Source organism: Ruegeria sp. CDSB113 (assembly GCF_059611045.1).
Map to the genome: position 1 here is coordinate 79,609 of NZ_JBXWOU010000015.1, position 12,618 is coordinate 92,226.

General features: G+C 54.9%; 12 protein-coding genes. 10 read left to right on the top strand and 2 right to left on the bottom strand.

Annotated features, from left to right (window positions below; genetic code table 11):
• Nucleotides 1-525: 525 nt before the first annotated feature.
• Nucleotides 526-1,374 (bottom strand): helix-turn-helix domain-containing protein, encoded by an 849-nt coding sequence (locus AC2FIS_RS20360; RefSeq protein ID WP_496775131.1) that lies wholly within the window; start codon nucleotides 1,372-1,374, stop codon nucleotides 526-528.
• A gap of 127 nt (nucleotides 1,375-1,501) precedes the next feature.
• Here AC2FIS_RS20360 and AC2FIS_RS20365 point away from each other — a divergent pair, with 127 nt between their 5' ends.
• The 10 genes from AC2FIS_RS20365 to AC2FIS_RS20410 all read left to right on the top strand — a co-directional run bounded on the left by AC2FIS_RS20365 (nucleotide 1,502) and on the right by AC2FIS_RS20410 (nucleotide 11,313).
• Nucleotides 1,502-2,995, top strand: a complete 1,494-nt coding sequence (locus AC2FIS_RS20365) for an NAD-dependent succinate-semialdehyde dehydrogenase (protein ID WP_496775132.1) — start codon at nucleotides 1,502-1,504, stop codon at nucleotides 2,993-2,995.
• Nucleotides 2,992-3,309 (top strand): NIPSNAP family protein, encoded by a 318-nt coding sequence (locus tag AC2FIS_RS20370; protein ID WP_496775133.1) that lies wholly within the window; start codon nucleotides 2,992-2,994, stop codon nucleotides 3,307-3,309. Before AC2FIS_RS20365 ends, AC2FIS_RS20370 begins: the two co-directional genes overlap by 4 nt.
• Before the next feature lie 18 nt (nucleotides 3,310-3,327).
• A complete protein-coding gene (locus AC2FIS_RS20375; protein ID WP_496775134.1) occupies nucleotides 3,328-3,957 on the top strand; it encodes a hypothetical protein in 630 nt (209 codons plus the stop codon).
• A 5-nt stretch (nucleotides 3,958-3,962) separates the two neighbouring features.
• Entirely contained in the window at nucleotides 3,963-5,648 is a 1,686-nt protein-coding gene (locus AC2FIS_RS20380) for a thiamine pyrophosphate-binding protein (RefSeq protein ID WP_496775135.1), read from the top strand.
• Between the two features lie 29 nt (nucleotides 5,649-5,677).
• Nucleotides 5,678-6,430, top strand: coding sequence for an SDR family NAD(P)-dependent oxidoreductase (locus tag AC2FIS_RS20385; protein ID WP_496775136.1), 753 nt, complete (start codon nucleotides 5,678-5,680; stop codon nucleotides 6,428-6,430).
• 33 nt (nucleotides 6,431-6,463) lie between these two features.
• Entirely contained in the window at nucleotides 6,464-7,450 is a 987-nt protein-coding gene (locus AC2FIS_RS20390; RefSeq protein WP_496775137.1) for a TRAP transporter substrate-binding protein, read from the top strand.
• Nucleotides 7,451-7,515: 65 nt separating this feature from the next.
• Complete coding sequence (locus tag AC2FIS_RS20395) at nucleotides 7,516-8,067, top strand: TRAP transporter small permease (RefSeq protein ID WP_496775138.1); 552 nt, start codon at nucleotides 7,516-7,518, stop codon at nucleotides 8,065-8,067.
• On the top strand, nucleotides 8,064-9,320 hold the full coding sequence (locus AC2FIS_RS20400) for a TRAP transporter large permease (RefSeq protein ID WP_496775139.1): 1,257 nt from the start codon (nucleotides 8,064-8,066) through the stop codon (nucleotides 9,318-9,320). The genes AC2FIS_RS20395 and AC2FIS_RS20400 overlap by 4 nt, the downstream gene beginning before the upstream one ends.
• Before the next feature lie 77 nt (nucleotides 9,321-9,397).
• A complete protein-coding gene (locus tag AC2FIS_RS20405; RefSeq protein WP_496775140.1) occupies nucleotides 9,398-10,153 on the top strand; it encodes a sulfite exporter TauE/SafE family protein in 756 nt (251 codons plus the stop codon).
• Nucleotides 10,154-10,530: 377 nt separating this feature from the next.
• On the top strand, nucleotides 10,531-11,313 hold the full coding sequence (locus AC2FIS_RS20410) for a lysophospholipid acyltransferase family protein (protein WP_496775141.1): 783 nt from the start codon (nucleotides 10,531-10,533) through the stop codon (nucleotides 11,311-11,313).
• A 318-nt stretch (nucleotides 11,314-11,631) separates the two neighbouring features.
• Here the strand turns inward: AC2FIS_RS20410 and AC2FIS_RS20415 are convergent, their stop codons facing one another.
• On the bottom strand, nucleotides 11,632-12,537 hold the full coding sequence (locus AC2FIS_RS20415; protein ID WP_496775142.1) for a LysR family transcriptional regulator: 906 nt from the start codon (nucleotides 12,535-12,537) through the stop codon (nucleotides 11,632-11,634).
• Between the last annotated feature and the right edge of the window lie 81 nt (nucleotides 12,538-12,618).

Consider the following 12,618-nt stretch of genomic DNA (forward strand, 5'->3'; position numbering starts at 1 on the left):
CTTTTTGCTTTGTGCGCCACAACCCTGACGAAAGCGCTCCTGCTACGCCAAATAATGAACATCAGCGGCGGAATGTTATGTGAAGCGATCTCTGGTTGAGTTGTGGCTATTCAGTGGGATCTTTTCGAAAGGCTGTCTCGCGGACTCAGCCGCCTTTTGCTGATGCAGATTTTGCTTACACAGAAACCGTTCGCGCATGCGGCACGCTTTCCGTTCCGGTGTAGCAAGCGTCGCCAAAGCAGTCGTTGGACGGGACCACCGGATCGCAAATTGAAACCGTTTTTTGCTGTGCGGTGGCGGAACCAACAGGGAGCGGGACAGAGCACGCAATCGCTGCAAATTTTCAAAGACTGCCTTCATCCGAATTTGACCCTTTGGATGTACGCCTGAAGCAAAGTAATTGAGATCGTTGCACTAGGCCAAAGTACTTATTTTGTGTTTAGGTTTGAAGCAGAAATTGGGTCTGCGTGATGCAACGAGGTCAAGACTGTATTGGTTTATCGACAACTTTATCGCCCAATATCTTTACCTCAGCACGCGCCCGACTTCGATATGTGCCATTCGAAAGCTGTTTGGAGACACCCCTGTTTTGGATTTGAAAAACCGCGTGAAATGGCCTTGTGCCGAAAACCCTAGAAGCTCCGATATCTCGGCAATCGTCACGCTCGGGTCACTAAGAAGATGTGATGCGCGTTCGCAGCACAGAGTATCGAGATAGGTGCGCGGCGAAAGTCCAGTACATTGGCGAAAGCGTGCATAAAACTGCGACCGCGATAGCCCGACCCCCTGCGCGACTAAATTTAGATCCAGTTCTTTAGAAGGTTCTTGCCGAAAGGCCTTAATAGCCTTGCGAATACGGTGGTCGCTTACAAACGAACGATCCGAACTATGCTCTGACATGACTTCGGTGCTTGAACATTGAAGGACCAACCAGACCAGATCACGCAAAAATGTATCAAACTCTTCATCATCACTGTGTAGGTCGGCCAATTGATCAGCTAGCTGGGCAGCCTTCTCTTGCAATTGAGAGCTTGTCGTTGCCGTTGCCCTGGCAAATGGCAGGTCCTTCGATCCTGTCAAGATTTGGTTTCCGTGTTCACCAAACCAAAGCGGATCAATATAGAGCGCCAAGAGGAGCGTTGGATCATTTCCTGAAGGGCGCTGATTTGAATGCACGACCCAAGGGTTGACCAGCACCAATTGCGCGTCCGTCAGCTTCGCACTTTTCCCTTCTACCTGATATGTCGTATCCGGGCCTGACAGTTTGATCAGCGCGTGGACTTGAGAATGCGCATGATCCAGCACCGGTTCCGTCGCGGACAACAAGGCAACGCGCCCAAACGCCCCCACGGCAATTCCCAATGCGTCAGCCATTTCTACCCCCACATGCGCCGCAAATAATCGGACAAAAAGGTAAATACCACGAAGCAGGGGCAAAGACCACTTTGGCTATATGTGCAACCCTGATGACAGCAACATTACTAAATCCATGTGCAGATACATGGAAATGATAAGGAAAAAGACCTTGGCCAAATTGCCTGAATTCTTGAAGACAGACTGTTACGTCGGCGGCGACTGGGTAAGCGCTGGATCGGACGCACGTTTTGACGTTTTGGACCCGGCAAATGGCGAGGTCTTGGCATCCGTCCCTCGTATGGACGACTCGGATACCGACGCCGCTATTGCTGCCGCGCAAGATGCCTATGAGGGTTGGAGCAACCGCACAGCTGCCGACCGGGCGCGCGTACTAAATGCATGGGCTGCAGCAATGCGCGACAACGCCGAAGATCTCGCCCGACTCATGACACTGGAGCAGGGCAAACCACTGTCAGAGGCGCGTGTCGAAGTCGAATATGCCGCCAGTTTCTTTAGCTGGTTCGCCGAGGAAGGCCGCAGGCTCTACGGCGATATTATACCGCCGCATCGTACGGATGCGCGCATTCTTGTCACCCGCAATTCGCTTGGCGTTGTTGGGGGTATCACGCCGTGGAACTTCCCTTCGGCGATGGTGACACGCAAAGCCGCACCCGCCTTGGCCGCTGGCAATTGCATGGTTCTGAAACCGGCAGAAGCCACGCCGTTGTCCGCGTTGGCGATTGCCGCTTTGGGCGAACAAGTTGGCGTCCCGGCGGGGGTTTTCAACGTCGTCACCGGTGATCGCGAAGATGCGCCGTTGATCGGCAAGGCTTTGATCGACAACCCTAGTGTTCGCAAAATCGGGTTCACCGGCTCTACCGCTGTGGGCAAACAACTGATGCGCGATTGCGCCGGTGATCTGACAAAGGTCAGTCTTGAGCTGGGTGGAAACGCCGCTTTCATCGTCTTTGACGACGCCGATATTGAGGCCGCCCTTGAAGGAGTTCAAATCTGTAAGTTTCGCAACGCTGGCCAAACCTGCATCGCGGCCAATCGCATCCTTGTGCAGGACAGTATCCATGACAAGTTTGTAGCCGCGCTTTGTGCCAAGGCATCAGAGATCGAAATCGGTCACGGACTAGAGGATAGCGTTTCACAAGGGCCGTTGATCGACACACGCGGGCTGGAAAAGGTTGAACGACTTGTCGCTGATGCAATGGGTAAAGGGGCCACGCTTCAACTTGGTGGACAGCGCCACGCAACCGGCGGAACCAACTATCAGCCGACCGTCATGACCGGTGTCACGTCTGCCATGGATATCGCGCATCAAGAGGTCTTTGGTCCCGTCGCGGCGATCACCAGCTTCAAAGACGAAGCGGAGGCTATCGCGGTGGCAAATGACACTCCCTATGGGTTGGCAGGTTATTTCTACAGTCGCGATGTGGGTCGGATATTCCGTGTCGCGGATACGCTGAAAACCGGCATTGTCGGCGTGAATACTGGTCTTATCTCAACCGAAGTCGCCCCCTTTGGCGGCGTCAAGGAAAGCGGCATGGGGCGCGAGGGGTCCAAGTACGGCATCGAAGACTGGACCGAGCTGAAATATATCTGCCTTGCCGGTCTGGGAGCTGCGTCATGATCGTCGAAGAACGCATTTACACCCTGCATGTAGGCAAAGTTCCTGAGTATCTGAAGCTTTACGAAGCCGAAGGTTTGGAGGTTCAAACCCGCATTCTAGGCAATCTATTGGGATATTACCAGGTCGAGTTCGGCCCACAACACCAGATCGTTCACATGTGGGGCTATGATGATCTGTCGGATCGCCAGACCCGTCGCAAGGCGCTGATGCAGGATTCTGAATGGACCAACTACATCAAGAAAATCAGGCCTTTGGTTCGACATCAGGAAAACAAACTGCTGCTGCCCGCACCTTTCATGCAGGCACGCGGATAGAGATTGGGGGGTAAGGCGATGGACTTATATTTGTTTGAAGACAACCTGTCGGACGGTCAGAAAGTTACTTTTGGCGACACGATTGCACGGGCAATCTATGTGACGGCAGGTGAAGTGCATGTCGATGGAACGCTGCACCCAGTGGACGAAGGTTTTGTCACCGATGGTTCCGTTACGCTGACAGCCGGATCGGAAGGCGCATCGCTGTGGCGTTGGGATTTGACCGATGCTGCGCCCCTTCATGCCCCGCAACACACCGCAGAGAAACTGTCGGGAGAGGTTCCCGGGCATCTGGCTGCGCCGGGAAACTTCCTTCGCCTCGACAGCGTGACCTTTCCACCCTCGGGCACAGCCCTGCTACACACGCATCAAGGCCCTGGCATTAGATGCTTGCGTGAAGGGAGCATTCGAATAGACACCGGTGGGATATCATCTGCATTCGGCCCCGGCGGCGCGTGGTTTGAAATTGGTCCGCAACCGGTGTTTGCGCAAGCCGATCACAACATGCAGAGCCGGTTTATCCGTGCAATGGTTTTGCCGGACGCGCTGCGCGGCAAATCTTCGATCCATTATGAGAACGAAGAGGATCGCGCCAAACCAAAATCCCAGAGCTATCGCAATTTCGGCGAGATCGGGTTGTCGTTGTGAACGCCTTGACCCAGAATAAGACCCTAACTGGGGCGCAGGTTCTGGTCGAGTGCCTCCGTCAGCAGGCGGTAGATCAGTGTTTTCTGGTGCCGGGCGAGAGCTATCTGGCGGTTCTGGATGCGCTCACGGATGCGCCAGAGATTGACTTGACCGTGTGCCGTCAGGAAGGCGGGGCCGCGATGATGGCAGACGCCTATGGCAAACTAACCGGCCGTCCCGGCATCTGCATGGTCACGCGCGGGCCTGGGGCTACCAATGCCTCGGCCGGATTACACATCGCCCGGCAGGACGCCACACCGATGATCCTGTTCGTCGGTCAAGTGGCTCGCGACATGCGCGAACGCGAAGCATTTCAGGAAATCGACTTTCGTCGCATGTTCGGACAGGTCGCAAAATGGGTGGCCGAGGTGGATACGCCTGATCGGATGGCCGAGATGGTCTCGCGCGCATTTCACGTTGCTATGTCCGGACGTCCCGGCCCGGTGGTTCTGGCCCTGCCCGAAGATATGCTGGTGGAGCAGACAGTGAATAATCCGCCGCGGCTACCAGTAGCGCACCCAGCGCGTGCGACCGTTACTGCGGGTGATGCCACCACACTGCTCGACGCATTGGAAACGTCCACCAACCCGATGATCGTCGTCGGTGGTGGGGCTTGGTCAAATCAGGCGCGGCTGGACCTTCAGGACTTCGCCACCAAATGGTCGGTGCCCGTTGCGGCGTCTTTCCGGTGCCAGGATTTCTTTGACAATACCCACCCGCTCTATGCTGGAGATGCCGGTATCGGGATCAACCCCAAGCTGGCCGCGCGGATTAAATCTGCCGATGTGTTGATCCTGCTGGGCACCCGGTTCAGCGAGATGGAATCGAGTGGTTACAGCTTGATCGACATTCCAAAGCCCGCCCAACACCTCATTCACATCTATCCCGACCCGGATGAGATTGGTCGGGTTTATGTGCCCGATTTGGGTATCGCCGCACCGGCATTGGAAACGATCTCTAACTTGCTGGAGCATTCTGCGCCCAAGCATTCCGCCGCAAATCGGCAGGCGTATGCTGAAGAATGCAACGTGGATTATCGCGCGTGGTCGAGCCTGCCAGAGGGGCGCGGCGAATTGGCGATGGCCGAGATTATGCAGCAGCTGAAAAACACGTTGCCGGATGATGCCATCGTGACCAACGGTGCAGGTAATTACACGGTTTGGGTCCATCGGTTCCTGAACTTTCGCAGGTACCGCACTCAGCTCGCGCCGATATCCGGGTCCATGGGCTATGGCTTGCCAGCAGCCGTAGCAGCGGCGCGGACACACCCTGATCGTCAGGTGGTCTGCTTTGCTGGAGACGGATGTTTCCTGATGCACGGGCAAGAGCTTGCAACTGCTGCAAAGTATGCCGCCAACCTGACCGTGATCGTGGTAAACAACGGGATGTACGGCACAATTCGGATGCATCAGGAACGCAATTATCCAGGTCGTATCAGCGCGACTGATCTTGAAAACCCGGATTTTTCTATGCTGGCGCAATCTTATGGCTGTCACGGTGAAACTGTAACGCGCACTGATCAGTTCACGGAGGCTTGGGAACGAGCCTGCGCTCATGCAGGGCCAAGCCTGATCGAACTTCAAGTCGACCCCGAACTGATCACACCGACACTTACAATCGAAGATTTGCGCAGTGCCGCGCGAGGCAGCTGAATAAATCACGACAGGACAGGAACACGAAAATGGACCAGAGGAATGTAGTCATCATCACCGGCGGGGCCATGGGCATTGGGCGTGCAATCGCGGATCGGTTTGCCAAGGACGGATTAGCCGTTGTGATTGCCGATGTGTCGGGCGCTTCAGAGGCGGCGGCTGAGATTGCTGCAACTGGAGCCAAGGCGATCGGGGTAACCTGCGACATCTCAGATCCAGCATCCTGCGAGGCCATGGCTGCTGAGGCGGTGAGTGCCTTTGGCCGCATCGATACTCTGGTGAATAACGCGGGGCTGTATTCCACGCTGAAATTGACGGAGTTCACAGATATCACACCAGAAGAATGGCAGCGCGTGCTGAACGTGAATGTCATGGGGCAGGCGCTGGTTACAGCCGCAGTACTGCCAGCAATGCAGGCACAGGGCGGCGGCGCAATCGTGAACATGTCGTCGGGCACCCCGTTCAAAGGTGTTCCCTACCTGCTGCACTATGTCGCCAGCAAAGGGGCGATCAACGCAATGACCAAAGCATTGGCCAAAGAACTGGGGTCGGCAGGTATTCGCGTCAACGGCGTTGCCCCCGGCTTCACCATCTCTGACGGGGTCAAAGCAAACCCGCACCAGATTGAAAAGCTCAAGGATATCTCGGTTCAGGCGCGGGTCATTGCGCGTGACCAACTGCCCGAAGACGTCGTGGGTGCTGTGGTCTTCCTTGCATCCCAAGACGCAGCATTCATGACCGGCCAGACGCTGGTTGTCGATGGCGGAGCCTATTTTCACTGACCAACAAAACAATCCAAAAAGGGGAGAAATCCAATGAAACGTCGTACTTTTCTGAAAACCACTTCGCTTACCGTTGCGGCATTGGCAACACCGGGCCTTGTTCGGGCTGCCGGGTCGAAAGCACTGCGCATCGGGACAATCACACCGGGCAGTCACTTCTGGACTCAAACCATGGACCGTGTCGGAAAATCCATGGCCGAAAAGAGCGGTGGCGCGTTCGAGGCACAGATCTTCCCTTCAGGCCAATTGGGCAATGAAGCGACCATGATCCAGCAACTTCAGTCTGGTGGGTTGGATATGGGTTTCCTGACCGTGGCCGAGTTTTCCAACCGACTGGATGATATGGCAGCCTTGTTTGCCCCCTATCTGGTGCAGGATGTCGGCAAGGCCTCCAAGCTGCTGACCGGCCCCACGGCGACAGGAATGCTGGATCAGTACAAGACCTTGGGCATGAAAGGCCTTGGTTTTGGCTTGGGTGGTATGCGTCACCTGATTTCACGCGATCCCGGGCTGACCTCGGCTGACCTGGCCGGGCGTAAATATCGCATCACGCCATTCGCTCCGTTGCGCGATTTCTATGAGCTGATGGACGTGGCCCCGACGCCTGTACCGTTGCCAGGCCTGTTTGACGCCTTGGCCAATGGACAGGTTGATGGCGCGGATATCGACCTTGAACTGGCCTGGAAGTTAAAACTCTATGATCAGGCCCCGAACCTGACGATTACCAGCCAGATGATGTTCCCCGTGGTTGCTGTTGTTTCAGGCAAATACTGGGCAGCACTGGATGACGCAGAAAAAGAGATGCTGTCGCAATCGGTTTCCGATCAGATCGATTGGCTTTTTGCCCAATACATTGAGTTTGAGCCGAAATGGCTGAATGATCTCAAAGGAACCGGAATGAACGTCTCTGACGCTGAGCCAGGTTTCTTTGGCGATACAATTCCCGAGTGGAATGCCATCTGGGAACCCAAAGCACCCTCCATCGCCGCGTTGCGGGCTGAGGCAGAGGCGCTGGCCTGATTACATGGGCCGCCCGCGCGAGACTGCGGGCGGCCTTTGCGCCTTGCTTGGAATAGGGTAATCGAATGAAGTTCATCCTGATTGCATCGGATCGCATCGCCAGAATCGAGGCTGTAGTGCTGAAGGTTCTGGTAGCAGCGGTACTGCTGTTGATGATCCTGAATGTCACCAGCCGCGCGGTAAACTGGTCACTCTACTGGGTGGACGAACTAGCCATCAATCTGATGGTCATTTTCGCCTTTGTCGGGTCCAGCCTGATGTTCGCCCAACGGCGCAATTTTGCTGTTACACTCCTAACGGACGCGGTTTCTCCGGCAATCCGCCGCCGCATGTCCATCGCTGTGCAATGCGTCAATCTGGGATTTGCCCTGTTTCTGGCTTATGCCTGCTGGGTCTGGTTTGACCCGGCGACGCTGGCCTTGCACGGATTTGATCTGGGCGTTTTTTTCGAAAACACATTCAACAGCGTCTATCAGGAGGTCACCAATACAATCGGTGTGCGTCGACTGTGGTTCTTTCTGATCATGCCGCTATTTGCCTTCACCCTGACGGTCCACAGCACAGCCTGCCTGCTGCGTGATCTGGCCAGCACCACCAAACAAGGCGAAACGCCATGATTACTGCGCTTGCTTTTGCTGTTCTGCTTTTCATAGGCGCGCCAATCGGCATCGTTCTGGCCGTTTCCGCGACTGTCTATGTGCTAGATACCGGCAATACTGCTTTGATCGGGTCCTATGCGCTGCAACTGCAATCCGGCATTGGCAAATATGGCCTGCTGGCGATCCCTCTGTTCATGATGGTGGGCGAGATGATGAACGGTGGTGGCATCACATCCCGGCTGATCGGCATGGCACGCGCCGTGGTGGGCACGATGAAAGGCGGGCTGGTCTATGTGAATATTCTTGCAAACATGATGATGGCCTCCATTCTGGGGTCGGCTACGGCGCAGATTTCGATCATGTCCAAGGTGATGGTCCCGGAAATGGAGAGTGCGGGGTATCAAAAAACCTTCGCTGTTGCCACAACCACATCGGCAGGGCTGCTGTCGCCAATCATCCCTCCTTCGATGATGTTCGTCGTCTATGGCGTTCTGGCGCAAATCTCGATCGGGGATCTGTTTATCGCGGGCATTGTCCCGGGCTTGCTGATGGCATTGGGGTTCATGGGGGTAATCTTTGTGATCGGCCTTTTCAACCCGTTCCCAGTAGCGCCTCCGTTAACCCACGCTGAACGGTTAGAGCTATTCCGTGACGGATTGCTGACACTTGTGATTCCGGCCTCGATTATCGGCAGCATCCTGTTAGGCATCGCCACCCCAACGGAATCTGCCGCCATTGCCGCTGTCATGGCCTATCTGATCGGCAGGTTCGTCACCCGTGAACTGGCAGACCGAGACATCCCAAAAATGTTGCTGACTGCAGGATCAAACGCAGCATTGGTGTTATTCATGGTCGCCACCGCCAATGTATTCAGTTGGATTTTGATCTACGGCCAGATCCCGCAAAGCCTTGCCGAATGGGTTGTTACCGTGGCTGAACATCCCATCCTGTTCCTGTTGTTGGTTAACTTGATCATGCTGGCTGTCGGAATGATCATCGACGGTATCCCGGCGTTGATTATGGTCGTGCCGATCATTTTGCCCGTCGCAACGACTGTCTACGGGATTGATCCCTATCACTTGGGGGTTGTCCTTTGTCTGAACCTGACGCTTGGCCTAGTGACACCACCCGTCGGCGTTGCACTCTACGTGGCCGCAACGGTATCAAATGTGAAGGCTGGCGCAATCTTCAAATCCGCAATGCCTTTCGTCGCGGTGGCAGGGGTGGTTGTGGTCCTGATCAGCGTGTTTCCAGGGTTGATCATCCGCTAAGAACGGCAATGTCTGCAATGTCGTTCATTGTGCTCCCTCGGGTTTGATGCAGCATTTGCCACATTGGTTTATTGCAAATGGAGTTCTCGGTGCTTTTCGATCAAACGGCGGTATACGTAACAGCAATTTTCATTATTGCTGGGATCATAAAAGGCACCGTAGGGATCGGTCTGCCCACAGTATCTGTTGCTTTGATGAGTCAATTTATACCCCCTCACATGGCTATCGCGGTTGTCGTCTTCCCGCTCCTTTTCTCGAACTTCTGGCAGATCATTCGTACGAAAGTTAGCCTTAGGACAGTGCGGGATTATTGGCTTTTGATCACGCTACTTGCGCTGTCTCTTTGGTTTACAACCTTTTTTTCCGTGCAGGTATCTACGGAGTTTCTTCTTGGGGTTATCGGCACCGCCATCGTTATTTTCGCGATTTCTAGTCTAGCCAAATCGCCCCCTAAATTGCCGGATGGCTATAACTCCGTTACCCAAGCCATAGCAGGATTATCTGCAGGGGTTCTTGGCGGTTTCACGAGCATATGGTCGCCTCCTATTGTCACGTTCTTGATCGCAAGACGTGTCGACAACGAAGAATTTGTGCGGGCGGCAGGTCTTTTTATTTTTGTCGGTTCGGTCCCTCTAGCCATAGGTTTTTGGCATACGGGGCTTTTGAACGGTAGCACTGCATCGCTTTCTGCTATGATGGTGCTACCTACTTTGCTTGGCTTCTCAATTGGGGAACATATTCGGCGGCGCTTACACCCTGAAAAGTATAGAAGTGTCCTGCTTTGGGTTTTCCTCTTCATGGGAATAAATTTGCTGCGCAGAGCCATTCTTTAATATGGCAGGCATATGTTCAGCCTAACTAGATGAATGCTTTGTCCCGCAACTTTCGAATTCATGGTTTGAGACTTGCTGCGCGATGCATGAACAGCTGCTATTCCCTTTGCAAGGCAGCATGAAATTTGACGCCGTTGCAGTAGATTCTGTGTTGCGAGCGCGTGCAGCGAGATTTGGACACTTCCGGTGTGGGCTCCCACCCGCCGTTAAAGCCAATCGCCAATATTTGACTTTTTATTGATGCGACCCGCCCATTGCCCCATAGAGGTGGGGCGCAGGGTGCTTGTCGGGCCACGCGCCCGAAGGGCAGGCAGCAAATGCCAAGCGAAGGGTCTTCGTGAAATTCCCCCGGCAGACAGCATGCACAACGGGGACCCATGTCAATCCAACCTCCGAACCTACGGGCCGCGCCAGAGGCCACAGACCGGGCAGGCCTGCGCGTCATAAAGCGCGCCGCGTTGTTCCTGATGGGTCCCTTCTATTTCTTCTTCATCGCCTTTGTTCCCCTGCTTTGCGGAAAACGGCGAGGCTTTCGCGGCTGGTACTGGCGACTAGTCAAACGCGCATGTTCGCGGCTCTTATGGCTGCTGAGCATCCGGACAGATATTTCGGAGGCCGACACGGCCACGCTGGTCGACGACACCGGCAGCATCATCGTGATCAATCACCGCAGCCACCTAGATGGCTTTGCTCTGATGGACGTGGTGCCCGACGCCAAGTGGATCACCTTCGCCGCCAAAAAGGAACTGTGCGACGCGGTCCTCCTGCGCCGAGGGTTTAAAGGCGCGGGCCTGGTGGAGATTGACCGCAAAAGCGGCACGGTGGCGCTTGAGACACTCACGGCTGCCGTGCACGCAATGCCCGCGCGCTGCTCTGTGGTGCTTTTCCCTGAGGGCACGCGCACTAAGTCCGAAAGCCTTGGGGCGTTTAAGGCGGGTGCGGTATTGGCTGCGCGCGCTACTGGCCGTACAATACGGCCCATCGTCATCCACGCCTCGGACCGCCTGCTGCCCCGCGGCAAACACCTACCCAAAAGCGGTACAATCCGCGTCGAGGTCTTGCCGTCATTCGAATGTGATCTTTCTGCTTCAGTGGACGAGGATGTGGCACGCCTGAGAGGCGACATGATGGCAGTTTTTGATGATTGGGTGGGTCGGTAATTCTTGAAAGTTCATTTTACGCCGCGCCAGGAGATGGCCTGGAACGATACCGCTCATTGTTAGCTTTGCGCGCATACTAGTCACCCCGACGCATTGCAGCATTTGGCAGAACGGGCTCTTTCCCGACTTTTGCCGCGCTTGAGCTCAATGACAGCTGCCGGGACGCGTCAAAACGATGGAAGAGCCTGAGTCGCAAATGGAAAAACCTGTGCGCCTATGAAAAGCCGAACGATTCAAAATCAGCGACAGTACCTTTCCTTTTTTGACCTCACATCTTTCATCCAACACCCAAACCGAATTCGTTGACCCTGCCTCACGTCATCGGGCGCGATATTTAGCAAGCTCACTCCAACACAATTCAAGAGCATCCGACGTGTTCTGCGACTTACGCGCCGCGCAAATGTTCCACGTAAGGTTTTGTTTCATCGACACGGGTTTGATTGTCTTTGCACGGATCAGCCCTGCGAACGTGTCCGACATCCCTCCCACAATGAAGTCAGGCTCCGCCAACAATCCGGACAGGAGGTTGTAGTCGTCGCATTCGATATGTGGCTGGGCATTGACCTTTTCGACGGCCTCGGCATCGCCACCAAGTGACTTTATCAAGGTTGCTTTCCAGTGTTTGTGAAGATGCGGCGATGCAAAAGGATAATCGAATATACCAGCTATAGTTTGCGGGCCGCGCTGGTGAACCCCATGATCGCGATGAGCAACAAACTGGATTTGCTGTCTTTCCATCACCATGATCTCGACATCTTCGGCTTCAGGTGTGTAGGTCAGATCGCCGAGGAATACGTCGAATTCTCCCGCCTGCAAAAAGTCGAGCGGGCGTGCGTAGGCGCTTACCAGAATTCGGAAGCGCAAGTCAGGCATCACTTGCCGCACTGATCGCAAGACGGGCAGGATCAGGGTCCTCGTGGTCAGAGGCCCGCAACCGATCAGCAAAGTGCCCGGCCCGGTTTCGCGCAAACCGGCCACACGTGTCGCATATCGGTTCAGGTCTTCGCGCAGCTCCTGGGCGATTGGAAAGAACTCCTGCCCCGCGCGTGTCAGTGTGCTGCTGTTTCGGCTTCGATGAAACAAAACAAGTCCCGTATGGCCCTCGGCCTGCCCGACATAGCGGGACAATGACGCGTTGGACACACCCATGACACGGGCTGCATTTTGGAAGCTGCCGGTTTCAGCCAATGCAAGAAAGGCGGTTAATGCTTTTTCGTTCATCATGTGGTCAATTTCATTTCAGGTTTCGTTTTTTAGATTTCATAATATGAAATCCTGGTAAAGCTCTGTTGCGACGCGAAAGTT